19 protein-coding genes and 1 other annotated feature are annotated in these 23,465 nt (G+C 54.1%); of the genes, 14 read left to right on the plus strand and 5 right to left on the minus strand.

All coding sequences use genetic code 11. The features are described from left to right. Positions 1-325: 325 nt before the first annotated feature. The 11 genes from QZQ29_RS04440 (at position 326) to QZQ29_RS04490 (ending at position 14,071) form a co-directional block, all read left to right on the plus strand. Positions 326-982, plus strand: a complete 657-nt coding sequence (locus tag QZQ29_RS04440; protein WP_296960227.1) for a trimeric intracellular cation channel family protein — start codon at positions 326-328, stop codon at positions 980-982. A 34-nt stretch (positions 983-1,016) separates the two neighbouring features. Beyond that, positions 1,017-3,635, plus strand: a complete 2,619-nt coding sequence (locus QZQ29_RS04445) for a DEAD/DEAH box helicase (protein WP_296960229.1) — start codon at positions 1,017-1,019, stop codon at positions 3,633-3,635. Continuing rightward, entirely contained in the window at positions 3,632-4,357 is a 726-nt protein-coding gene (locus tag QZQ29_RS04450; protein WP_296960232.1) for an SWIM zinc finger family protein, read from the plus strand. Before QZQ29_RS04445 ends, QZQ29_RS04450 begins: the two co-directional genes overlap by 4 nt. Before the next feature lie 423 nt (positions 4,358-4,780). After that, positions 4,781-4,980: a binding site (T-box leader), on the plus strand. A gap of 247 nt (positions 4,981-5,227) precedes the next feature. Beyond that, positions 5,228-6,385, plus strand: coding sequence for an ABC transporter substrate-binding protein (locus QZQ29_RS04455; protein ID WP_296960236.1), 1,158 nt, complete (start codon positions 5,228-5,230; stop codon positions 6,383-6,385). A 773-nt stretch (positions 6,386-7,158) separates the two neighbouring features. Then, positions 7,159-8,049, plus strand: coding sequence for a phosphatidylglycerol lysyltransferase domain-containing protein (locus tag QZQ29_RS04460; protein ID WP_296960239.1), 891 nt, complete (start codon positions 7,159-7,161; stop codon positions 8,047-8,049). A gap of 189 nt (positions 8,050-8,238) precedes the next feature. Next, the gene (locus tag QZQ29_RS04465) at positions 8,239-9,498 is read left to right on the plus strand and encodes an enhanced intracellular survival protein Eis (protein ID WP_296960241.1); all 1,260 of its coding nucleotides are present in this window, start codon (positions 8,239-8,241) and stop codon (positions 9,496-9,498) included. Beyond that, complete coding sequence (locus tag QZQ29_RS04470; protein WP_296960244.1) at positions 9,485-9,769, plus strand: GIY-YIG nuclease family protein; 285 nt, start codon at positions 9,485-9,487, stop codon at positions 9,767-9,769. The genes QZQ29_RS04465 and QZQ29_RS04470 overlap by 14 nt, the downstream gene beginning before the upstream one ends. Then, entirely contained in the window at positions 9,766-10,392 is a 627-nt protein-coding gene (locus QZQ29_RS04475; protein ID WP_296960247.1) for a DUF2232 domain-containing protein, read from the plus strand. The genes QZQ29_RS04470 and QZQ29_RS04475 overlap by 4 nt, the downstream gene beginning before the upstream one ends. Positions 10,393-10,842: 450 nt before the next feature. Next, on the plus strand, positions 10,843-12,000 hold the full coding sequence (locus QZQ29_RS04480; RefSeq protein WP_296960253.1) for an ABC transporter substrate-binding protein: 1,158 nt from the start codon (positions 10,843-10,845) through the stop codon (positions 11,998-12,000). A gap of 611 nt (positions 12,001-12,611) precedes the next feature. After that, positions 12,612-13,292, plus strand: a complete 681-nt coding sequence (locus QZQ29_RS04485) for a hypothetical protein (protein ID WP_296960256.1) — start codon at positions 12,612-12,614, stop codon at positions 13,290-13,292. A gap of 104 nt (positions 13,293-13,396) precedes the next feature. After that, positions 13,397-14,071, plus strand: a complete 675-nt coding sequence (locus tag QZQ29_RS04490) for an RsiV family protein (protein WP_296960259.1) — start codon at positions 13,397-13,399, stop codon at positions 14,069-14,071. Between the two features lie 319 nt (positions 14,072-14,390). Here QZQ29_RS04490 and QZQ29_RS04495 read toward each other — a convergent pair whose 3' ends face one another. The 4 genes from QZQ29_RS04495 to QZQ29_RS04510 form a co-directional block, all read right to left on the minus strand. Then, on the minus strand, positions 14,391-15,101 hold the full coding sequence (locus QZQ29_RS04495) for an SIMPL domain-containing protein (protein ID WP_296960262.1): 711 nt from the start codon (positions 15,099-15,101) through the stop codon (positions 14,391-14,393). A 419-nt stretch (positions 15,102-15,520) separates the two neighbouring features. After that, positions 15,521-16,096 (minus strand): nitroreductase family protein, encoded by a 576-nt coding sequence (locus tag QZQ29_RS04500; protein ID WP_296960264.1) that lies wholly within the window; start codon positions 16,094-16,096, stop codon positions 15,521-15,523. 512 nt (positions 16,097-16,608) lie between these two features. Continuing rightward, positions 16,609-17,964 (minus strand): Na+/H+ antiporter NhaC family protein, encoded by a 1,356-nt coding sequence (locus tag QZQ29_RS04505; protein ID WP_296960266.1) that lies wholly within the window; start codon positions 17,962-17,964, stop codon positions 16,609-16,611. Positions 17,965-18,460: 496 nt separating this feature from the next. Next, positions 18,461-19,216, minus strand: coding sequence for a sulfite exporter TauE/SafE family protein (locus QZQ29_RS04510; protein WP_296960268.1), 756 nt, complete (start codon positions 19,214-19,216; stop codon positions 18,461-18,463). A gap of 532 nt (positions 19,217-19,748) precedes the next feature. On the opposite strand from QZQ29_RS04510, the gene QZQ29_RS04515 reads away from it, so the two are divergent. The 3 genes from QZQ29_RS04515 to mnmA all read left to right on the plus strand — a co-directional run bounded on the left by QZQ29_RS04515 (position 19,749) and on the right by mnmA (position 22,779). Further along, positions 19,749-20,858 (plus strand): hypothetical protein, encoded by a 1,110-nt coding sequence (locus QZQ29_RS04515; RefSeq protein WP_296960271.1) that lies wholly within the window; start codon positions 19,749-19,751, stop codon positions 20,856-20,858. 6 nt (positions 20,859-20,864) lie between these two features. Then, positions 20,865-21,146 carry a hypothetical protein gene (locus QZQ29_RS04520; RefSeq protein WP_296960273.1) on the plus strand — a complete coding sequence of 94 codons (282 nt, stop codon included), beginning with the start codon at positions 20,865-20,867 and terminating at the stop codon, positions 21,144-21,146. A gap of 574 nt (positions 21,147-21,720) precedes the next feature. Next, positions 21,721-22,779 carry a tRNA 2-thiouridine(34) synthase MnmA gene (gene mnmA / locus QZQ29_RS04525; RefSeq protein WP_296960275.1) on the plus strand — a complete coding sequence of 353 codons (1,059 nt, stop codon included), beginning with the start codon at positions 21,721-21,723 and terminating at the stop codon, positions 22,777-22,779. A 54-nt stretch (positions 22,780-22,833) separates the two neighbouring features. Here mnmA and QZQ29_RS04530 read toward each other — a convergent pair whose 3' ends face one another. Next, positions 22,834-23,217: a type II toxin-antitoxin system HicB family antitoxin gene (locus QZQ29_RS04530; RefSeq protein ID WP_296960278.1), complete on the minus strand. Its 384-nt coding sequence runs from the start codon at positions 23,215-23,217 to the stop codon at positions 22,834-22,836. Positions 23,218-23,465 lie beyond the last annotated feature (248 nt).

Genomic DNA, 23,465 nt, shown 5'->3' on the forward strand with positions numbered 1-23,465 from the left:
AAACGGCTTCCGTGTAAGGTCAAAAATGTCAGGTTTATTAATAGGAATCTAATTTACACAAGGAATTTTACACCCTCCCTCTGGCGGCTATAAAATTGCGGCGAAGCCGCCACCACAACCCTTTGAACCTTCTGAACCCTTTGAACCCTCTGAACCCGGGCCGCGCAGCGGCCCCTTGGCGCCACCACAACCCTCGGCCCAAAGGGCCGTCAAACCTAAGAACCCTCCGGCCGTCAGGCCGGTCAAACCTAATAACCTTTCTACACAACCCTTTGAACCCTTGCACCCAATGGTCGCATCCTTTTAAAACAAGCGAGGCATTCCCATGTCTGTTACCTGGATGATTTTTGAAATATTAGGCACCATAGCCTTTGCCTTTTCCGGTGCCATTGTAGGCCTTTACCGGCGCATGGATATCTTCGGTATTACGGTGCTGGCGGTGATGACCGGCGTAGGGGGCGGTATGATCCGGGATGTGCTCTGCGGCATTATCCCGCCGTCGGCCCTGACTCATCCCATGAGTCTTCTGGTGTCCATCGGCACGGCTCTGGCAGTCAGTTTTCTCTACCCCTTTTTCCGCATTCCTAAAAGAGGAAAGGTGATTATTTCTTTTTTCTACCATATTTCCGATACCATCGGCCTCTCTGCCTTTACGGTAACCGGCGTGCTCACCGCCTTTTATGCCTGGCCCTCCCATGAATATGTGCTGCCCACCATGCTGGGGCTCATTACCGCCGTAGGCGGCGGGGTCATCCGTGATATGATGGCCCGCCGCATGCCGGTGGTGCTCTACATGGATGTGTACGCCATCGCCTCTGTGGCCGGCGGGCTTCTCATGTGCATCCTTCACGGCTTCCTGCCCCTCTCCCTGGTGTCCTGGATTGCCTTTATGGCGGTGCTCCTTCTCCGGGTGGCCGCCATCCATTATGGCTGGCAGCTTTACCATCCGCACCGGCGGCTGGGCGGGAAATCGGAAAAATAGTATGGAATATTTTTTACAGTAAAGGGAGTCTATCATGAGTACATCGAATGAGCTGTCTTTCATCTTCACGGAAAAGGGCTTTCGTGTGGATGAAGGCGATGAAATAGAGCTGTCTCCTGCCATGAAAACATGGAAGGAAAGGTTCGAGGCAGACCGCTGGCAGGCTCTCTATGATCTGGGATTCCAGGAGAAAGGAGAAGGCAGTCCTTCCTTTTCTTTTCTTTACCGTCTGGCTTCTTCCTTTGACCATGTGCTTCTGACGTCGCCGCTCTTTCCTTTTCTTAAAGGGAAATTGGAAGTGTCCCTTCCGGAGGAAGAAAAGAAAAGCCTGCTTTCTGCACTGCCCTATGTCCTTGGCATGGAATGGGTCGATGGGGACTGGCTTTCTTTGGCAGAGGGAAAGCTGAATGAAGCGTTCCACCGGGATTTCCATCACTTTGACGGCACCGTGGAGGCCTATATTTCTTCAAAAAAGAAAGGGGTGTCCCTGCCGGACCGGATTTATTTCCATCTGGTGGAAAACAGGTCGGATGAAATCTACCCCTTTGCCTTCCTGGCCACCTATGCCACCTTTGACCGGGAGGGGAGAGCCCGGCAGATGCCTCTGTACTATGCACTGGAGGAATATAAAAAGGACCGGGAGAAATTAATCCGTCTCCTGTCTTCCCTGAATAAGGCGGCAGATATTATGCCCCGCCTTTCCGATTTCGTGGAGGACGGCACCATCCTTCATCCCTTCGGCGTCACCGCAGAGGAGGCCTGGCATTTTCTGAAGGCCGTGCCTCTTCTGGAGGAAAAGGGGATTTACTGCCGCATACCAAACTGGTGGAAGAATGGGAGGAGCAGGCCCTCCATTTCCGTCTCCCTGGGCGGCAGTGCGGCGGAGCCCCTGGGTCTTGATACCATCCTGTCCCTTCGTCCAGAACTATCCGTGGACGGCGTCAAGCTGACGATGGCCGATGTTCACCGCCTCATGAAGGAAACGGAGGGACTTTCCTTCATCAAGGGAAAATGGGTGGAGGTAGACCATGACCGTCTGGCAAAGCTGCTGGGAAAAATGGAGAAACTGGGCGGAGCGGTGACCTTCCGGGAAGCCCTGCAGATGGAAGGAAAGGAAACAGGCGGCGATGTGAGCTATGTGCCGGGCACCTGGCTTTCCAAAATGCTTCGCATGATGAAGAATCCTTCCGCCATCGGCCGGATTTCCCTGCCCAAAACATGCAAGGCATCTCTGCGCCCCTACCAGATGGAAGGATTCAAGTGGCTCTGCACCCTTTCAAAACTTGGATTCGGCATGTGCCTGGCCGATGATATGGGTCTTGGCAAAACGGTGCAGGTACTGGCGTATCTGGAAAAGATGCGCATGGAGAACCCGGCGGCCCGGTGTCTTCTTATCGTGCCGGCTTCCCTTCTGGGCAACTGGGAAAAGGAAATCAGCCGCTTTGCCCCTTCCCTTTCCTACACCCTTCTTCACGGGAAAAAGGCGGAGGAAATGAAGGAAAAAGCGGGCCATCCGGATACCTTTCTTACCATGACCACCTATGGCATGGCCCAGCGTCTGGAGGAATTAAAGACGGTGGACTGGGATGCGGAAATCCTGGATGAAGCGCAGAATATCAAGAATCCCAATACCCGCCAGACCAGGGCGGTGAAGGCTCTTCACGCTGCCTGCAGGCTGGCCATGACCGGAACGCCGGTGGAAAATAACCTGCTCAACCTGTGGTCCCTTTTCGATTTCCTGAATCCCGGCCTTCTGGGAAGCCGCATGCATTTTCTCCGTTTTGTAAAAGGACTCTCCGGAGAGGAAAGGGGCTATGAACCGCTTCGGAAGATGACGGGCCCCTTCGTGCTCCGGCGCCTTAAAACGGACAAGAGTGTCATTTCTGACCTGCCGGACAAACTGGAAATGGTGGAATACGTGCCCCTTTCCATCAAACAGACCGCCCTGTACCGGGGCGAGCTGGAAAGACTGTCCAAAATGCTGAAGGAAGAAAAGAACGGCGGCATCCGAAGGAAGGGAATGGTGCTCACGGCCCTGGCCAAGCTGAAGCAGATATGCAACCATCCCGATGAATTCCTGGGGCAGGACCGCTTCAAGCCGGAGGACAGCGGAAAATTTATGAGGCTTCGTGAAATCTGCGAAACTCTTCACGAACGGCGTGAGCCGGTACTCATCTTTACCCAGTATCGGGAAATGACGGAGCCCCTTTCCCGCTTTCTCACGGCGGTTTTTGGCAGGCCGGGGCTCATCATCCATGGCGGCACGCCGGTGAAGAAGCGGATGGAACTGGTGGATCGGTTCAACGGAGAAGGCTATATTCCTTTTATGATTCTTTCCCTCAAAGCGGCCGGTACGGGGCTGAATCTCACCAAAGCGTCCACGGTCATCCATTTTGACCGCTGGTGGAACCCGGCGGTGGAAGATCAGGCCACGGATCGGGCCTACCGTATCGGACAGAAGAAGAATGTCATGGTTTATAAATTTGTTTCCCAGGGCACGGTGGAAGAAAAAATCAATGACATGATCGAGGATAAAAAGAAACTGGCCCGGGAAGCCGTGGGAAGCGGAGAAGCCTGGATTACGGAGCTTTCAGATAAGGAACTGATGGATCTTCTGAAACTGGACAGCGGGGAAGGAGATGATGAATCGTGAGCTGGTCTGATGATTTCTACTCTTCCATGAGCGTGGATGAGCTTCGGGAGAAAGCGAGAAAAGCGCTCCGTGAAGCGGAAGGAAAAGGGCGCCATCTGGCTCCTGTCATTGTGCCCGGCCGCACCATCTGCCGCACCTGGTGGGGCAAAGCCTGGTGCAGAAACATGGAGCAGTACCTGGACTATGAGAACCGCCTGCCGAGGGGCCGCTCCTACGTGAGAAACGGCGCCGTCATTGACCTTGTCATCGGCGAAGGAAAGGTGAGCGCCCTGGTGCAGGGCAGCCGCAGCCGCCCCTACGAGGTGGAAATCAGAGTGAGCCCCCTGGGAAAGACGAAAATGAAAAAAGTATCCGCCCTCTGCAGCAGGGAGCTGGACAGTTTGGAAGAACTGGTGAAAGGGAAATTTCCTAAGTCCCTGGAAACCCTTCTCACCGAAGAAGGAGCCCTTTTTCCCACGGCCCGGGAAATCCGATTCGACTGCAGCTGCCCCGACTGGGCCCTTATGTGCAAGCACGTGGCGGCTGTGATGTACGGTATCGGCGTGAGGCTTGACGAGAATCCCTTCTATTTCTTCATACTCCGGGGCATGGACCCGGAAGCCCTCCTCCGGCATACGGTGGAGGACCACGTGGAAAAGCTCCTGGCCCACAGGGATGTAAAGAATGACAGAATCATTGCCGATGAAGAGATGGAGAAGCTCTTTCATCTGGAGGAAGAGTGAGATGACAAAGGGACGCCGCTGGCGCGGCAGGTTGTGTAAAAGGGTTGTGTTCGCTGCACTCAAGGGGCGATGGGGGAAAACTGTATCCCCGAAAGCAAGAGGGTTCAGGCGCCTTCGGCGCCCGGGTTCAAGACGCCGCCGGGCTGACGCCCTGGGCGCCTCAGGTTCGGCCCGCAGAGCGGGCTGGTTCAGAGGGAGTTATATAGTATCGCTGCGCTGGCGAGGTACGGCGCCTTTCGGCGCCATGATATAAGCCGCCTCCGGCGGTTATAAAATTGCGGCGGAGCCGCCACCACCACCCTTTGAACCCTTTGAACCCTCTGAACCCTCTGAACCCGGGCCGCAAAGGGGCCCATAAAAAACCTCTTGACAAAATAGAAATCCGGCGTTATCATTTCTACAAGCTTCTGAAAGCGAAACATATACAAAGCGATGAACGAGAAAAAGGGTGCTTTTGATCTTGCAGAGAGCCGGTGGACGATGAAAACCGGTAGACGGGGGCATACTGTTAGTCACTCGAGAGCTTTTCTGCCGAATATAGTAAGCAGGAACGTCCATTCACGTTACGAATAAGGAACCGCAAGTATAATGTAGGGTGGTACCGCGAAATATTCGCCCCTATCTCCGGCGCAGGCTGGAGGTAGGGGCGTTCTGTTTTGGGGGAGAATATTCTATCATTCTATCATTATACGGCGGGAGAAGAGACAAATCAGAGTGGTACCGCGGATATTCCGCCCCTGCCGGCAGCTTAAGCTGCCGGCAGGGGCTTTTTGCTTTCATCCATATGCATCCATCAGAAGTTGGAAAAATCCTATATTTCATCCGAAAAATTCAAAGAACAGGAAAGGTCAAAGGAAAGGGGTTTTCATTATGCAGAAGAAATGGTTAAAAGGTATGGCAGCAATCATGGCAGCAGCAGCAATCACAGGTGCTTTTGCAGGATGCGGCGGTGACAAGAAAGCAGGCGGCAATGCCAATGGAGCGCAGACCGTGAAGTTCGGTTTCCTGGGCGCCTACACCGGCCCCGCCGCTGCCTATGGACAGGCCATGAAGGACGGCACGGAACTGGCGGTTGAAGAAATCAACAACAACCCGAATACGAAGATGAAAATCGACCTCAAGACCTACGATACCAAGGGTGTGAAGGCGGAAGCCATCAATGCCATGAAGAAGTGCATTGAGCAGGATAAGGTTCTTGCCATTGAAGGACCGACCCTTTCGGGCTCCATGTTTGCTGCCGGCCCCATTGCCCAGCAGTCCAAGGTCGTTGCTTTCGGTACCGGCACCACGGCCCCCGGCATCACGGACCTTGGCGACTATATCTTCAGAAACGCCATCCCCGGTAAAATGGCCATCCCCATTACCGTTAAGAAGGCCCATGACAAGCTGGGCTTCAAGAACGTAGCCATCATGTACTCCAACAACAACGACCAGATGGTAGGGGAACATGGCATTTATGAAGAACTCTTCAAGAAGATGGGCATCGATATCATCGACACCGAAACCTTCGCCGACAAGGACACCGATTTCTCCGCCCAGCTCACCAAGATCCAGGCTGCCAACCCTGATGTCATCTGCATTGCAGGCCTCTATCAGGAAGGCGCCCTCATCGTCAAGAAGGCCCGTGAAATGGGCATGAAACAGCCCATCATCGGCAACAACGGCTTCAACAGCCCGGCATACATTGAACAGGCCGGCGCCGCTGCCGAGGGCACCCTGGTAGCTACCCCCTGGAACGCTGAAAGACAGACCGAAAAGGCACAGCATTTCCGCAAGGCCTTCAAGGAAAAATACGGCCATGAACCGGACCAGTTCTCCGCCCAGGCCTACGATGCCATCTACGTTATGCACGAAGCCGCCGAAAAGTCCGGCAGCACCACGGATAGAAAGAAATTCCGCGATGCCCTGGCACAGATTAAGGACTTCGAAGGAGCCACCGGCAAGTTCCAGTTCGATGAACACAGAGATCCCAAGATGGATCTGGACGTTCTCCAGGTTAAAGACGGCAAATGGGTTCCCTTTGCTTGATAGAAATTTATACTTTCCTTTGATGAAAAGAGCAGGCACTCCGGTGTCTGCCCTTTTTGGCATGGAGGGCAGAAGCGGCGCTCGGCTGTATTCCCGACTGCAAGAGGGTTCAGGCGCCTTCGGCGCCCGGGTTCAAGGCCTTGCTGGGGCTGCGCCCCTGAAGGCCTCCGGTTCCGCCCACAGAGCGGGCTGGTTCAGAGGGGAGTGTTGTATGCCGCCTGCGGCGGCAGCGCTGGCTATGCAGTGGAAAACCATACAACCGGGCTGTGCCCGGAAGTGGCCAATCTCCAAAATGCTGTTCATAACGTATGAGATAAATGTTAAGCATAGAGCAGACTTCCCCCTCCGGGGTGGCAAAGGAACTGGAGTCAGTGACAGCAGAGGATGTAGGGGAGCATTGCGACCCGAAAATCCAGTGACATGCTTCCCTTTAGGCGAAGTGGTGCGAAGCACCAAAAGGCGGGTATTCCATCGCGCCGCAGGCGCGGTTGTTTGGCTTTGCCGCGAAGCGGCAATACCACAACCCTCGGCCCGGAGGGCCGTCAACCTTCCCCTTTGAACCCTTTGAACCCTCTGAACCTTTTGAACCTTATGAACCTTATGAACCCTCACGCCGCAGGCGTGTCCATGAACCCTCTGAACCTCTGAACCTGGGCCGCTTCGCGGCCCTTTCCCCTTTTTCCCCTTGCCCCGCTGTGGTACAATGTTAAGGTATAGTATTCAAAAAATTAAATGTATTACAGGAGTTATCCTGTTCATCATTTATCAAGGAGATGGACATCATAGAATTTAAATCGTTTCGCATAGAAGACAAGCCGCTCATTGACGGTTTCTTCCGCATTCATCATTATGAGCAGATTGACTGCACTTTTAATACCCTTTTCCTTTGGCAGCAGGCCCACGATACGAAGTGGGCGGTGCAGGATGATATCCTTTTCATCCGCGCAGGAAAGGGAAAGGATATGTTTTTCCTGCCTCCCTTTGCCCACAAAGAGGAGGATTTCGTGCACGGCCTTGACCTGATTCATGCAGAGCTGGACAAGGCGGGCATGGAGTTCCGTTTGAAATCCGCGTCCCGCTGGGTGGTAGAGCAGATTGAAAGGCTCTGCCCCGGGAAATACGATTTCATCGAGGACCGGGACAATGAGGAATATGTGTACCGCACATCGGACATGATTACGCTGCCCGGCAAGAAGCTGCGCATGAAAAAGAATCACCTGAATTCCTTCCTGCGTCAGTATTCCGATTATCAGTATGAATCCATTACAAAGGATAATATGGAAGACGCCAAGGCCGGCATTCACGAATGGTTCCTCCGGCATGGAGACATTGAGGAAGAAGAAGAGGCCATGAAGGTGTGCTTCGACAATTGGGATGCCCTGGGCGTGAAGGGGGCCATCATCCGCATTTACGGCAAGGTGGAGGCCTTTACCAATGGAGATCTGGTGAATGAAAAGATGGCCCACATCATCTTTGAAAAGGCCAATCCCAATATCCGCGGCCTTTACCAGGCCATCAACCGTGATTTCCTGCTCCACGAATTTGCGGATACGGAATTTGTAAACCGGGAAGAGGACCTGGGCGTTCCCGGCCTTCGGGAAGCGAAAATGGGCTATAACCCGGACCATCTGACAGAAAAATTTGATGTGGTGCTGAAGAAATAGGGCTGCTTTTGAGAGTCATTTGAGATGGGGAGCATGATTCCCATATGCAGGAGGGGCGCTGCTGACAGGGGACCATAATCTTCGCCCGACAGGGCGATACCACAACCTTCGGGGCGAAGCCCCGTCAAACTTTAGAAACTTTACGCCTGAAGGGCGCAGGGCCGCGAAGCGGCCCCAAAGGAGGTATCCATGAAAATCAGAAAAGCTTCTGCTTCCGACGCAGAAGAAGTGAAAGCCCTCTGGGCCTACTGTTTTGAAAAGCCGTCGGACCCCTTTTTCCAGTGGTATTTCCAGGAGCTTTATACGCCGGAGACGGTGCTTCTGGGAGAAGAGAAAGGGCAGGCGGCCTGTGATCTGCACCGCCGGCCCTATCGGATGAGTGTGAGGGGCGCGTCCTTTGACACCGATTACATCGTAGGCGTAGCCACCCATCCGGCCTGCCGGGGGAGGGGGTATGCGTCGGAGCTTCTCCGGGGGGCCTTCCATATGGCGGCCAATGAAGGGAAGCCCTTTGTCATCCTCATGCCGTCGGCGGCTTCCTATTATCTGCCCATGGGATTTGGTTTCTTTGTGCACCAGTGGGAGCGGAAATCATCACCGGAGCATCTTGCACCTCTGGGAAAGAAGGCCTTTGCCTGCCGGGTGCTCACGGGAGTCGAGGGCTGGCAGGATCTGGCCTCTGTGTATGAAATTTACACGAAGGAAAGAAACGGTTTCACCCTGCGGGATGAAGCATCCTGGCGGTCCCATATCGAAGGGCAGCTGAAGGATGGGTACATTGCCCTTGTGTATGATGAAAAGGGGCCCGCCGGCTATCTTTTCTACAGTCTTAACGACCGGAGCATGATTGTGACGGAAATGGCCTTTGCCAATGAAAGCGGGCGGAAGGGGCTCTATGCCTTCATGGCAGGCCACCGGGGCTCTATGGATGAATGCATTTGGTATGAACCTTTAGATGACACATCCTTCCGTTACTGGGAAGACGGGGCGGAACATACCTATATCAAAAACCGTTCCTTCCCCTACATGCTTTCCCGTCTCACCGACCCGGTGACCGCCTTTGACGGCCTCTCCTGCGGCAAAGGACTGGACGGTTCCATTGCCTTCCAGCTGGTGGATTCCTTCCTCCCCGATAACAGCGGCATTTATGTCCTTCGGGCGGCGGACGGCAAAATCAGCGCCCTGAAGGAGGACGTTTTCTACAGTTTGAAATGCCACATTGAGGAAATTTCCGGCGTCCGTCTGGGAGAGGATATACCGGAGCCCTCCTTCTGTATCAATGCAGGCAGCCTGGCAGAGCTTTTCATGGGGGCCGCTGACCTTTCAGAACTTTCCCGCTTGGAAAAAATCAAATGGCTCACCGCCGATGAAAAGGAACAGGAAAGGGCTCTCTCCTTCACCGACGCCCTCCTGCCAAAGCAGAAGAACTGGATCAATGAGTGGTTCTGAGGGCAGGAAATATTTCACCTACATGGTCCGGTGCGGCGACGGCAGCCTGTACACCGGATTCACGGTGGATGACCTGGAAAAACGGATAGAAACCCATAATGCCGGGAAGGGGAGCCGCTACACCAGAAGCCGGCTGCCGGTGAAACTGGTGTGGTACCGCATGTTTCCTACGGAGCACGAAGCCCGTTCCCTGGAATGGCATATGAAGCAGAAAACAAAGAAGGAAAAGGAAGCGCTGGCCGCTTCTTTTGGAAAGGATAAGGAACAGTGAACGCATCTGTACAAAAAACGAAATACCTCACGGAAGCAGCAGCGGCTGCAGCCATTGCGGCGCTGCTGGTACTGCTGAAGCTCTTGGCGCCCTTTTTTGTTTTTATCACCATGCTCACCTCGGCGGTGCCCATTGCGGTGATCTGCAGTTTCCATGGCATGAAGTGGGGCCTGGGGACGAGCCTTGCGGAAATCTTTCTGGTGAATATCATGGGCGGGCCGGAAATCGGTTTCACCACCGCCTTTTATGCGGCGGCCCTGGGACTGGCCATGGGCTACGGCTTCCATCATAAGCTGTCCTTTGCCAAGACCCTCCACCTCACTGCCCTGGCCTATGTGGTGGAAATGTCCTATAAAATCGCCGTGTCCATTTATGTGCTGGGCATTGCGGATGCCCTGACCAGCGCCATCGACCGGTTTGTGGCCATGATTCAGTGGCTGTGGAAGCCCCTGTCCTATGTATTTCATCTGGACCCGGACCCCGGTAAGGCGGTGTTCACCACCTCCGGTATGGTGATGCTGGGACTGGTTTTCATCCTGAATGCCTACTGCTACGCCTATTTGAACCAGGAAATCGGACGGGAAATCCTGAAGCGCCTGAAAGCAGGCCGCCGGGAAGGCTGATATTCCGCAGAATCATAAAAAGCTCTCTGCATACAGAAAATAAATACAGTAAACATCCGATTGACAGAATAGATAAAAACCTGTATCATCTATTTCAAGTTACAAAAAGCGATGATTGGGATAAAGTCTGATGAAGGCCATGGCAGAGAGCCGGCGTATGGTGCAAGCCGGTATGGAGCATGAGACGAACTCTCCCTTGAGCACCGGAGCGAAGAAAGTAGTGAAGGCGGCAGTCCCCGTTACGGACAAAGGAAAGTACAATGCAGGGTGGTACCGCAGTCATGCCCCTGTCCCGAAATGGGGCAGGGACTTTTTGTATCCATCCGCCGGCTTTCTAAGAAGAGATAAATCAGGGTGGTACCGCGGCTTACTCATCCGCCCCTGGTGGAATGATTCGTTCCATCAGGGGCTTTTTTGATGGAGCAGGAAAGAAGAAGAGGAGGAAATCCAATGAAAAACTTTAAGAAAGCATTGAAAATGGCAGGAATCTGCTCCATGGCAGCGGTAATGATGGCAGGCATGGCAGGATGCGGAGGAAAGGGAGGAAACAACGTTTCCTCCGGTGCAAAGAATGCGGCGAAAATCGGCTTCACCGCTGCCCTCACCGGCGGCGCGGCGGCCTACGGCAGATCGGAAGAAGAAGGGGTGCGCCTGGCGGTGGAAGAAATCAATAAAAAAGGCGATTTCCCCATGGACCTCATGGTGGATGACACCAAGGCGGTACCGGCGGAAGCCATGAATGCCACGAAAAAGCAGATCCAGGACAAAGCGTCTATTCTGATAGGACCCATGACCTCCAACGAAGCCAAGGCGGCGGGCCCCATCATCCAGAATGCCAAAGTGCCGTCCCTGGAAATTTCGGTCACCGCGGAAAACATCACGGACATGGGGGACTGCATTTTCCGCAACTCCGTGCCCGAATCAAAAAATATTCCCCAGACCGTGACAAAGACCCACAAAATCCTGGGCTATAAAACCGCCGCCATCATGTATGCCCACGACAATGAACAGCACGTGACAGCCCAGAAATATTTCGAGAAAACCATGGAAGACGAAGGGGTAGAGATAGTTGATGTGGAAACCTTCGGCAGCAAAGATAACGAATTCTCCGCCCAGCTCACCAATATCCAGACAAAGAATCCCGACGTCATCGTGGTATGCAGCTACTACCAGGAGGGCTCTCGCATTCTGAAGAAAATGAGGGAAATGGGCATGAATCAGCCCGTGCTGGGAGACAACGGCTTCGTTTCCCCGGAACTGGGCAAAATGGCCGGCAGCGCCGCGGACAACGTGTACGTGTCCTCCATGTGGTCCGCTGATAGAAAGGATGCAAAGGTGCAGAACTTCGTGGACGCCTACACAAAGAAATACGGCCACGCACCGGACCAGTTCGCCGCCAGCGCCTACGACGGCGTATACATGGCAGCGGACGCCATGAAACGGGCCGGCACCACCACGGACCACAAGAAAATCAAGGGCGCCCTGGCAGCCATGAAGGACTTCAAAGGCGTCTGCGTCACCTTCAGCTTCGATGAAAAAAGAGACCCCGTGGTGGACCTGATCCTCATGAAAATAAAGGACGGGAAATACAGCATGGTAGAAATGTGAGAGTTAGTGAGCTGGTGGGCCGGTGAGCTAGTGGGCTAGTGAGCTAGTGAGACAGTGGGATAGTGAGACAGTGGATGCTGGGCATTGTGCCACATGACTCTACAGAAAACATAGAGATAGTTATTCTGCCCCCTGAATAGGGGTGGCAAGCGAACGCGGTTCGTAGGGGAGCGAAAGCGACCTGAGAACCACGTGAGACGCTTTCCCGTGGAGAATTCCCGCGAAGCGGGATAGGGGGTAGCGGCCGTGGCCGCTAATCACCGTAGTGCGATTCTTGCTTATGAATCCAAAGGTATCATGCCAACTCCCCTGTTAATTGTTAACTACTCTTGCCTCTACATTCAGCCACTCCTTTCCGCCGACCGGTATTTAAGGAATATGAGACATTGTCCACGCGTACCAAGATTCTTCACTTCGTTCAGAATGACCGGTGAGGCGGGAAAGCGCTCCCGTAACGCACGCCGCCGCAAGGCGGCATATATACTCATCGCCGCCAAAAGCGGCGATACCACCCCCTCTGAACCCTTTGAACCTTATGAACCTTCTGAACCCGGGCCGCCAAGCGGCCCTTTTTAGGGTATAATAAAGAAAAGAGAAGAAGGGCAGGTACCATGATGAATTATAAAAAAGCAGGCCTTGCTGTTTTGACGGCCATTCTGATTTCCTTAGGCGGCGTCGGGAGTGCCGAGGCCTCCCTGTGGCCGGGGCTGGCATCGAAGGTGTCGGAAAAATCCGGCGCCTTCCGCACCGATGATTTCCACCAGGGTTCCATGACCCTCCGCAGCCCCTACCTGGTCACCCATTTGGGCAATGAAGATTTTGCGGGCCGGGTGAATGCGGCCATCGCCAGGGAAAAGGACAGGTTTGCAGAAGAAATTTCGGAAGACAACGAGACAAAGTACACCGAGGGCTGGATGATATGGCATGAAGGGCTTATCGGCAATTTCATCAGCAACAGCGAAGGCATTACCAGCATCGTGCTGGTGGAGCAGAAGCTGTCTTCCGGTGATGAGCACGGGAAAACTTTTGCTAAAGGACTCAATTTCAACAGCGCCGGCGACCTCTTCGACCTCACCCAGGTGCTGCCCCGCCTCACCGTGGCTGACGTGAATGCGTGCATTGAACTCACCGCCAAGAAGAAGGGCATCACCCTCCTTCCCAATCATCAGGTGACGGAGCTTCCCACCAATTTCTACGTAGGAAAAAATCGGGTGGTCTATGCCATTTACCAGCAGGACGACCTGACGCCGTTCAGCGAAGGCATCTTCTCCGTACCCATCGGCAAAGTATGATTTCGAGCTGTTTAAGGAGCCTCATGACGAAGCAGTGCATGAAAATTCTTATAAAAGCAAACTCTATGAATGAATCAGTGTTTCCCTAAAAAGGAGGAATCCCTATGAAATGGAAAACCGCAGCGCTGTCTCTGGCCCTTTTCCTGGCTTTTTCCGCAGGAAGCGCCGGAGCTGAATGGACCCTGGGCCCCGGCCTTTCGTCCCCGCTTCCCACCAATCCGGCCTTTTCCACCAAAGGCTGGCAGGAGGGCACCATGAACGTGAACATTCCCGTTTCCAAAGACGAAAACCTGCTGAAGCGGGCCCGCATCAACGCGGCGGTGGAAGTGGAAACCGCCCGTTTCACCAAGGCCATTGAAAAAAGAAATGAAGTCTGGAAAACCTCCGGCTGGGTCAACTGGCAGTCCGCCATGGACCGGAAGGACAGCCCCGTCACCAGCTTCCTCCTCATCGAATCCTCCTACCCCGACCGGGCGGCCCACCCCATGAGCTATGCGGTGCCCATGAACTTCGACGGCCTGGGTCATCGAATCACCCTGCAGGACATGAAAAAGGAAATGCCAAACCTTACGGTGGAAGAAGTGAACCGGCAGATTGAAATCCAGTGCAGGGAACGGAATATCCCCATTTTTGAAAAATATCACACCGTGAAAAAGCTGCCCGATGTTTTTTACATCGGCAAGGACAGCCATCTCTACCTGGTTTTCCCGCCCTATGAAATCGGACCCTACTCCAGCGGCTTCATCGCCATCGATATGGGGGAAGTAGTGAGCTGGTGAGCTGGTGAGCTAGTGGGCTAGTGGGCTGTTGAACTAGTGGGCTGGTGAACTAGTGGGCTGGTGAACTAGTGGGCTGGTGAGCTAGTGGGCTGGTGAGCTAGTGGGCTGGTGAGCTAGTGGGCTGGTGAGCTAGTGGGCTGGTGAACTAGTGGGCTGGTGAGCTAGTGGACTAGTGATCTAGTGGACTAGTGATCTAGTGTACTGGTGGTACAGTGAAACATCTATCATCTATCATCTATCATCTATCATCTATCGTTTATCAGTGGACAGCCGATTTCCCAATAAAAAAGCGTTCCCTCGTCGGGAGCGCTTTTTTTATTCAGTCGATTTCAAATACCACGGTCACCCGTCCCTGCATTTTCGATTCGCCGGGATCGATGGGGGTGGCAGCGTCGCTTTCACTTCTGGCAGCGGCCAGCTTCAAATTCATGACGCGGTAGGGTACCACATTCACATTATCATCGCTGGCAGAAATGACATTCACCACGTTTCTGCCCAGGGCGGCGGCAATGATTTTTGCCTTGTGGTAGGCATCTTCCGTGGCCTTCCGCAGGGCTTCATCCTTGTATACCTCCGGATGGCTCACGGAGAAATCCACGGAATCAATGCGGTTGGCACCGGCTTCCACAGCAGCGTCCATGACGCTTCCTGTTTTGGAAAGCTGGTTTACCACGATTTTCATGGTGTTGGTGCAGCGATATTCCTTGGTCTTCGCATTGCCCTTGCTGTCATAGGTCTGCTGGGGGTACACATTATAATTCTGGGTCTCAATCTTTGATGCGTCGGCGCCGGCAGCAATGACCGCATTCCTTACGGAAGTCATGGCATTGGCATTTTCACGGACCGCCGCCTTCACATTGGGAGAGGAGGTTTCCACTGAAACATTCACCGTGGCCATGTCGCTCTTGGCAGTGACTTCACTGGTTCCGGTGACCGTAATGCTTCTCCTGGCAGGCTCCTCCGCCTGGGCGGTCATGCAGGAAAGGGCAATGACGCCGGCTGTTAAACATGCAATCCATTTTTTATTCATATGCAATCCCTCCTGTAAAAAATTGACTACAAGTCATATTATAGACGGGAAATGGTGCCATGTCAATGGCAGAAGATAGACGATAGAAGATAGATGATAGATATTAGACGTCAGATGACCGTATTCCCGAAAGCAAGAGGGTTCAGGCGCCTTACGGCGCCCAGGTTCAGGGCGCTATTGGGGCTTTCGCCCCTCAGCGCCCCAGGTTCGGCCCGGAATCGGCTTCGCCTTCCGGGCTGGTTCAAAGGGGAGTTATAAAGCCCACTCCGTGGAGGCAGGGTTGGCGCCTCCGGCGCCATCATATAAGCCGCCTTCGGCGGCTATAAAGCTATAAAATTGCGGCGGAGCCGCCACCACAACCTTTTGAACCTTCTGAACCCTTTGAACCCTCTGAACCCGGGCCGCTCTGCGGCCCCATCCTATTTCACAATGCAGATATCCTTGAGCGCCCTCTTTGGCACACAGTAGTTTTTATTTTCATCCAGGTAGTATTTAATGCTTCCGTTTTCCGGCAGGTCCACGATATGGCTTTCACAGGAAGGATAGCCCAGGGCCATGAGGAGGCGGGGGTTCCAGTTGTCCGGGACAGACAGGATATCCTTCACTTTGTCCCACTCCACGGCCCCCAGAATGGCGGAGCCGATGCCGTAGGCACAGGCGTTTAAGGCGATATTTCTTACGGCGATACCGGCATCGATATCATCCCAGGGGTTGCCCCTTCCTTCCTTGCACACCAGGATAAAGGCCACCGGCTGCTCTCCTTCCTTTGGCGTGCCCAGTTCCTTTGGAAGCGCTGCGGCCCAGTGGATGGCGGGCTGCAGCTCCTTCACCAGGGATGGATCCTTCACCAGCACATAGCGGAGCACCTGCCCGTTCATGGCGCTGGAAATGATGCGCACGTTTTCCATAAGCTCCTGCAGAATGGCAGAATCAATGGGCTTCTGGCTGAAACGACGGTATGTACGGCACTGAATGGATAATTCTTTGAAATTCATGGTATAACCTCCTTAAGTTAGTAAGTTAGTGAGCTGGTGAGCTGGTGGACTAGTGGACTAGTGGGACAGTGGGGAATGGTTTCTGGTTTCTTGGTTCTTGTTTCTCGTGCGTTACTGGCTGGCGGCTGACTGTTTATCGCGGGTGCTTCCCGCCTGCCACTCGTCATCCTGAGCGACAGCGAAGGATCTCGGTACAAGGCGTTGGTGTCTCTTTTGGCATTAAATACCGGTCGGCGGGAAGACGGCAAGACTGTCAGACGTCAGATGGCAGACGGAAAGAGGGTTCAGGGCCGCGTCGGGACTGCGCCCCTGGAGGCCTCCGGTTCCGCCCACTTTGTGGGCGGAACCGGAGGGGAGTTATAAAGCCCACTCCATGGAGGCGCCATAAGATAAGCCGCTTCCGGCGGCTATAAAAATGCGGCGGAGCCGCCACCACCCCCTCTGAACCCTTTGAACCCTTTGAACCTTCTGAACCTTCTGAACCCGGGCCGCTTCGCGGCCCTTTCAGCGCCCTACGGGCGCTGTTCCCATTTCCACGGGTTCTTTCGGATGGCGTAGTCCGCAAAGGGGATGTAAATAGACAGGATGCCGAAGGCGGCGAGGAAGAAGCAGTACCACATATGGGGCACGATGTCCAGGGCATTGATGGCCAGTCCGCTCTGGGACGCCAGGGCGGCGGCCGTAAGGAGCTGGGCGCCGTAGGGGATGATGCCCTGGAAGACGCAGGAAAAGATATCGAGGAGGGACGCCGATTTCCTGGGGTCCACATGGAAGCGGGCGGAAATTTTCTTTGCCACGTCGCCGGAAACGATGATGGCTACGGTGTTATTGGCGGTGGCGCAGTCCACCAGGGACACCAGCACCGCAATGCCCAGCTGGGCGGTGTGGGAGGAGCGGATATTTTTCTGGAGCTTTTCAATGAGCCAGGCAATGCCGCCGTAGTAGGTAATCATTTCCGAAATGCCGCCGCAGAAGAGGGCAAGGAAAAAGGCTTCGTTCATGCTGGTAAAGCCGGTCCAGATATGCTGGGCAAAGGAAATCACTGTGAACGTGCCGTCGGAAAGACCGATTATGCCGGAAAGGAAAATGCCGCTCACCAGCACCAGGAAGACGTTCACTCCCATAAGGGCCAGAAGGAGCACCGCCACATAGGGGAGAACCTTTACCAGCGTATAATCGCCGACCTGTGACAGCTCAGCAGAGGGCGTGCCGGCAAAAAGGAAGACGAAAATGGTGAGAAGCGCCGCCGGCAGGGCAATGAGGAAATTCATTCGGAATTTATCTTTCAAATCGCAGCCCTGGGTGCGGGTGGCGGCAATGGTGGTGTCGGAAATCATGGACAGATTGTCACCGAACATGGCGCCGCTCACGCAGGCGCCCAGAAGGAGGGGCGCAGAAAGACCGCTCTTTTCCGCCATTCCCGCGGCGATGGGAATGATGGCCGCCACGGTGCCCATGGAGGTGCCGGTGGCGGTTCCCATAAAGGCGGAAATCAGGAAAATGCCTACCGTCAGGTACTGGGGAGGAATCAGGCTCATGCCCAGATTCACCGTGGCGTCCCTGCCGCCCATGGCAGCGGCTGCGGCGGAAAAAGCGCCGGCCAGGATGTAAATCATGAGCATGGTCATGATATTGTCATTGCCTGCGCCCTTGGAGAAAATGCCGAATTTGTACATAATGGGGTCCCGGCTGAGACAGAAGGCGGACAGCACGGCAATGAACATGGCCGTTACCGAAGGAAACTGGTAAAAGGCCATGGAAACGCCCCGGGCCTGGAAATAAAGACCGGCGCCCAGGTAGATGGCGATAAAGATGATAAAAGGAAGGAGGGCAAAGGGATTGCTCTGCCCGGGGGATTTGTATTTCATAGATAACCTCGTGGATAATGAGATGGTGGGCTAGTGGGCTAGTGGGCTAGTGGGCTAGTGGGACAGTGGGACAGTGGGATAATGGGATAGTGAGATAGTGGGAATACGGCTGTCGGCTGTTTGCTCTATCTCTGTGTTTCCCACAAAATACAAGTGGCACGCTGCGTAGCATCCATAGTGCCCCCGTTAGGGGGAAAGGTGGTGCCGGCAGGCACCAAAGGGGGAGAGCTGCCAAGGGCAGCTCCTTCCTGCCGACTGGTATTTAAGGAAGCACTGATTAATTCGCAGAATCGAATTTCATATGTATTTTTATCCAATGCCGCGTCATCGGCCTCCTTAAATAGCTCGCTATTCGCGTCGACTGATTCCTTGCATTGAATAAAAAAACAAGAATGAAATCCGATAACGATTTAATCAGCGCTTCCTTAATGATATCTGAGGCAGACAGGTACTGAGGTTCTTCCGCCCGCAGGGCGCCGGGCCGCGAAGCGGCCCCTTACAAAAGTTCATAAAGTACCTTCAGGAAGAAGATGGTAAGCACCGTTATGATGACGGGTTTTACATTTTTTGCTCCCCCCTTGGCAAAGTAGACGGCGCCCAGGTAGTTTCCTGCCATGCCGAAGAGGCCGGCTATGGGGCCCAGGGGGAAGAGGACCTTGCCGTTCAGGAGGAACACGCAGAGGGCGGCGATGTTGGTGGTGGAATTGATAACCTTTGTCACGCCGTTGGCTTCCTTCAGCGGCAGGTGGGCCACGCCGGTGAGGAGGAGCAGAAGAAAGGTGCCGGTGCCGGGACCGTAGAATCCATCGTATACGCCGATGAGAAGGGCCATGAGGATACTGAGAACCGCCGTCTTTTTATAGGAGTAGGGATTCTTTTCCACAATCAGCGCCTTGCCCCGGGTCACATAGATGGCGGTCAGGGGAAGAACGACCACCATGAAAAGAAGGAAAATGTGGGAATCCATGAGAAGCGCCAGCCTGGCGCCCAGGGAGGAACCGGCAAAGGCAAAGCACACGCAGGTGAGCGCCAGCTTCCAGGGGATGAAGCCGCTTCTGGCAAATTTAAAAGTGGCCAGTACGGTGCCCATGGTGGAGCTCATTTTATTGGTGGCAATGGCATTATGCACGGGAAGGCCGGAAATCAGGTAGGCCGGAAGAGAAATCAGTCCGCCGCCGCCGGCAATGGCGTCCACAAATCCCGCCAGCATAACCAGGGGGCAGATAATCAGGTATTGGAAAATCAGGTCCATTCACATACTCCTGTGGAAAAAGTTTTATATTCCTTCATCATAGCACGAAGAAGGGGCGGGGTAAATAGTGGGCTGGTGGGACAGTGGGGACACGGCTGCCGGCTGTCGGCTGTCGGCTTACCGCTTCCTGCTGGCCGGCATTCCCGAACGCAAGAGGGTTCAGGCGCCTTCGGCGCCCGGGTTCTATCATTCGTGCGCTTCGCGCCGAACGATGGGTTCGGCCCGGGAACGGCTTCGCCTTCCGGGCTGGTTCAAAGGAAGTTATGTAGTATCGCTGCCGCTGGCAAGGTATGGCGCCTTGGGGCGCCAGGATATAAGCCGCCTCCGGCGGCTATAAAATTGCGGCGGAGCCGCCACCACCACCCTTTGAACCCTCTGAACCTTCTGAACCCTCATGCCCCAAGGGCATGTCCAAGAACCCTTTGAATCCGGGCCGCAAAGCGGCCCTTCTCCTCCTGAGCCTTTCCCGCCCAAATCATTCTGTATTATAATAAACATATAATATCCCACTGATTTTACAAAGGAGTTTCCATTGTTCTTTAAAGACAACCCTTTTTACCTGCTGGGGGTACATACCACGGACAGCGGAGATTGCGTGGAAGAGGCGCTCCGGGAAAAACTGCATAGGGCCGAAGGGGAGGCGGAGAGGAAGCGCCTTTTGGATGCCGCCTATGTGCTGCAGAAAAGCGTGAAGCGGAGCGGCGCCGAATTTTTCTGGCTGCCGGGGCTGTCAAAGGAGGAGGCCTTGGGGCTGGTGGAAAGAACGGTACAGGGGCAGGAACTTTCGGGCTCCGATTTCCTTTCCCTCCCGCCTTTATCGCGGGTGATTCTGGCGATGAACGGACTTTTTTATGGAAGCGCCGGTTCCCTCCTCCTTCTGCAGGAAATCTGCACCAATTACGGACAAATCCATCCCGCAGAAGCGGCGGCGCTTTTTAACGGTGACCGGCGGCTGGCGGGAATGCCGCCGCTTCGCAATGCGTCCCATGTGGAAATGTGGAAACGGGAGCTGCCCCATGAAATGGTGGAGGCGGTCCATGAGGCAGGAAAGGATAGGAAACTTTCAGACCAGGCCCATCTGCTGGCGGAACTTAGGAAGGAGAAGGATACCTTTCCCTGGCAGCTCCTTGTGATTGATTATGAGGAACGGAGCCGGAAGGAAAGGGAGCGGCTGGAAAGGGACCTGGATTACAGCCTTTCCCTTTCAAACCGCCATTTTCCCCAGGGCCTCCTTCTGGCCAAGGATACCCTGGCCCATCTGAAGGACCTTTCAGAGCCCCTGTGCATCCGAAGCGGACAGTGGCCCCTGGAGACCGCCTTCCAGAGGGTACGGAGAGAAGTGATTACCCTCTGGGACAGGGGAAGAAAGGAAGACAGCCGGGTCATGGCAGAGACCTTTCTTCCTTTTTTCAGGGAGTGGCCGGATTTTGCCGAAAGGGCGGAAAAGGATAGAAAGGATATGGCAGAAGGAAAGCGGCCGGAAGAAGTTCCTTCCGGAAAGGGGCCTTCCTGGCAGGACGTGCCCTCCACCATTTCCCGCATTCCGGAAGTGGAAAGGAAGAAGGAAAAGAAGGTGCCCCTCTTCGTCCTTTTCCTTGTTTTCTTCGTGGTAATGACATTGTGTTATATTTTTTCTCGTTGAGGATAGATGATGACAGAACTGGAAAGACTGAGAAATCAAATCATAGAGCTGGTGGAAGAAAAGGGATATCCCGGCGAACTGGGCGCCCTGGCGGCAGACAATCTGGGAAGCGCTTATGCCATGAACCGCATGATTGGCTGGCTCTCCCACAGTGAGCCCGTGAGTGCCGAGGACATTGCCGATGAAATGCTTGCTATCTGTGAGGATAGGGACAACTGGAGGAAAAAGAAGGAAGCTGAATTTTACCAGCAGAAATATAATCAGTATTTGTGGGACATGAAGGAATAGGGGGCGGCGTAGCCGCCCGCTGTCGGCTGTCTGCTTACCGTTGTCGGCTGTCCGCTGTCCGTTTCACGCCGGACACTGTCATTCTGGACGCAGTGAAGAATCTCGGTGAGTACTGTTAATGGCTGCTGCTAGCTCACTAGCTCACTAAAGAATACCAGTGGGCGGGAAGACAGCAGACAATCAGACATCAGATATACAGTAATCCCGAAAGCAAGAGGGTTCAGGCGCCTGCGGCGCCAGGGTTCAAGCCGCCTCCGGGCTGCGCCCTGGGCGGCTCAGGTTCCGCCCGGGAACGGCTCCGCCTTCCGGGCTGGTTCAAAGGGAGTTATAAAGGACCGCTGCGCTAGCGAAGTGGGCGCCTTTCAGGCGCCATTATATAATGCGCCCGAAGGGCGCCACCACAACCCTCTGAACCCTCTGAACCTTTTGAACCCGGGCCGCCGCAGGCGATCCCTTGCATCATAATGATATAATAAGTGAGTATCCTTCGGACTTTCACTCCGATGCGATTTTTTCGGGATTTCCCGGAATGATGGTTTATAGGGAAGCAGCGCTTCCCTGGAAAGGATTTCAAATGACAGAAAAGAAAAAAGTAGTGGTGGCCATGTCCGGCGGCGTGGACAGCACCCTGACCGCCCGGCTCCTTTTGGACCAGGGCTATGATGTGTGCGGCGCCACCATGTACCAGTTTGAGGGACAGGATGAGGAAATCGAAGGGGCCCGCAGCATGGCCGATTTCATCGGCATTCCCTTTAAGGTGGTGGATGTGAGGGAGGCCTATCAGCAGTATGTGCTTTCCTATTTCATCGACGCCTATGCGAAGGGCATGACTCCTAATCCCTGCATGATGTGCGATTTCAAAGTGAAGTTCGGACTCTTTTATGATGAGGTGCGGAAGGCCTTTGATGCGCCCTACTTCGCCACCGGCCATTATGCCCGCATCCTTTACAATCCGGAGCGGCAGAAGTATGAGGTGCACAAGGGCATCGACCTGGGGAAGGACCAGTCCTACATGATGTACCATTTGACTCAGGACCAGCTGGCCCATATCATTTTCCCCCTGGGCCGCACTTTTAAGAAGGACACCCGCCGGATTTCCAAAGAAAAGGGACTTCCCACCTATAATAAGGCGGAGTCCCAGGATATCTGCTTCCTCACCAGCGAAAGTTCCTATGTGGAATTTTTGAAAAATCACGCTCCCGAGGCATTCCGGCCGGGCGACATTGTGGATAAAAAAGGAAAAGTTCTCGGACAGCACCGGGGCATTCCCTACTACACCATCGGCCAGCGCAAAGGTCTTGGCATTGCGGCCAGGACCCCGCTCTATGTGACGGCCCTCCGGCCCGATAAAAACCAGGTGGTGGTGGGAGAAAATGATGACCTCTTCCGCACCCGCCTCCTGGCCGATGAGCTTCACTTTACTGACGGAGAGGCGCCGGCGGAGGAGTTCCGCTGCCAGGCGAAAATCCGCTACGGCATCAAGGTTCATGACTGCACGGTAACTTTGGAAAGAAACGGCCGGGCGGTGGTGAAATTTGACGAACCCCAGCGGGCCATTACCACAGGCCAGTCGGTGGTATTCTACGACGATGACCGCTTAATCGGCGGCGGCACCATTTTAAGGGCTCTGTAAACGGAGCATACAAAAAGAGCAGGAAAAGAAATTTCTTTTCACTGCTCTTTTATATTATCTCAGTCCAAAGACCCGGGCAAGGATGCCTGCTTTTCTGCCCTTTCTGGCAGAGGCAGCCCACTCGGCGGATTTGGTTTCTGCATTTTTCACTTTATAGGCCCGAAAGGCGCGGTAGCTGTTCATATCGACCAGCATGACGCATACCTTGGCATGTCTCAGACGGCGCTGGAGAAGTCGTTCATCAGAAGGCAGGGGAATGGAAATTTCCTTTTCTTCCATTTCCAGAAGGGAAGCAGCCATGGCGTCCCTGGCTTTTTTTGTCGTTTCATCCATGGAGCGGCCGCTGGCCTGGCAGCCCGGCAGATCCGGAAATACGGCGGTAAACATTCCTTTATCAGTGTCATGTTCAAATACGGCGGGATAGAAATATGTCATCATTTCCCCCCTTTCCTTCAGTACAGACTTCTCAAAATTTGGTCATTTATATTCTATACCATTTGCCCCCCTCCTGCCAACTGGAATTTACAGGAGTTTGATGGATTTTTTACGAAAAGGGACACTGATTTTCATGAGAAAATAATGAGGAAAAGACGGTCCGGTCATTTTTAAGGAAGCGCTGATTAAATCGTTGTCTGCTTTTATTCTAGAATTTTTATGCAATGCGAGGAATGGGAAAGGGAATAGCG

Origin of the sequence: uncultured Dialister sp., assembly GCF_900538805.1 — a bacterium.
Lineage (GTDB): Bacteria > Bacillota > Negativicutes > Veillonellales > Dialisteraceae > Dialister.

What these genes read in the sequence shown, in the direction of transcription:
- QZQ29_RS04440 (WP_296960227.1), top strand. Translation starts at nt 326, where the DNA reads ATGTCTGTTACCTGGATGATTTTTGAAATATTAGGCACCATAGCCTTT.
- QZQ29_RS04445 (WP_296960229.1), top strand. Translation starts at nt 1,017, where the DNA reads ATGAGTACATCGAATGAGCTGTCTTTCATCTTCACGGAAAAGGGCTTT.
- QZQ29_RS04455 (WP_296960236.1), top strand. Translation starts at nt 5,228, where the DNA reads ATGCAGAAGAAATGGTTAAAAGGTATGGCAGCAATCATGGCAGCAGCA.
- QZQ29_RS04460 (WP_296960239.1), top strand. Translation starts at nt 7,159, where the DNA reads ATGGACATCATAGAATTTAAATCGTTTCGCATAGAAGACAAGCCGCTC.
- QZQ29_RS04465 (WP_296960241.1), top strand. Translation starts at nt 8,239, where the DNA reads ATGAAAATCAGAAAAGCTTCTGCTTCCGACGCAGAAGAAGTGAAAGCC.
- QZQ29_RS04470 (WP_296960244.1), top strand. Translation starts at nt 9,485, where the DNA reads ATGAGTGGTTCTGAGGGCAGGAAATATTTCACCTACATGGTCCGGTGC.
- QZQ29_RS04480 (WP_296960253.1), top strand. Translation starts at nt 10,843, where the DNA reads ATGAAAAACTTTAAGAAAGCATTGAAAATGGCAGGAATCTGCTCCATG.
- QZQ29_RS04485 (WP_296960256.1), top strand. Translation starts at nt 12,612, where the DNA reads ATGATGAATTATAAAAAAGCAGGCCTTGCTGTTTTGACGGCCATTCTG.
- QZQ29_RS04490 (WP_296960259.1), top strand. Translation starts at nt 13,397, where the DNA reads ATGAAATGGAAAACCGCAGCGCTGTCTCTGGCCCTTTTCCTGGCTTTT.
- QZQ29_RS04495 (WP_296960262.1), bottom strand. Translation starts at nt 15,101, where the DNA reads ATGAATAAAAAATGGATTGCATGTTTAACAGCCGGCGTCATTGCCCTT.
- QZQ29_RS04500 (WP_296960264.1), bottom strand. Translation starts at nt 16,096, where the DNA reads ATGAATTTCAAAGAATTATCCATTCAGTGCCGTACATACCGTCGTTTC.
- QZQ29_RS04505 (WP_296960266.1), bottom strand. Translation starts at nt 17,964, where the DNA reads ATGAAATACAAATCCCCCGGGCAGAGCAATCCCTTTGCCCTCCTTCCT.
- QZQ29_RS04510 (WP_296960268.1), bottom strand. Translation starts at nt 19,216, where the DNA reads ATGGACCTGATTTTCCAATACCTGATTATCTGCCCCCTGGTTATGCTG.
- QZQ29_RS04520 (WP_296960273.1), top strand. Translation starts at nt 20,865, where the DNA reads ATGATGACAGAACTGGAAAGACTGAGAAATCAAATCATAGAGCTGGTG.
- mnmA (WP_296960275.1), top strand. Translation starts at nt 21,721, where the DNA reads ATGACAGAAAAGAAAAAAGTAGTGGTGGCCATGTCCGGCGGCGTGGAC.
- QZQ29_RS04530 (WP_296960278.1), bottom strand. Translation starts at nt 23,217, where the DNA reads ATGATGACATATTTCTATCCCGCCGTATTTGAACATGACACTGATAAA.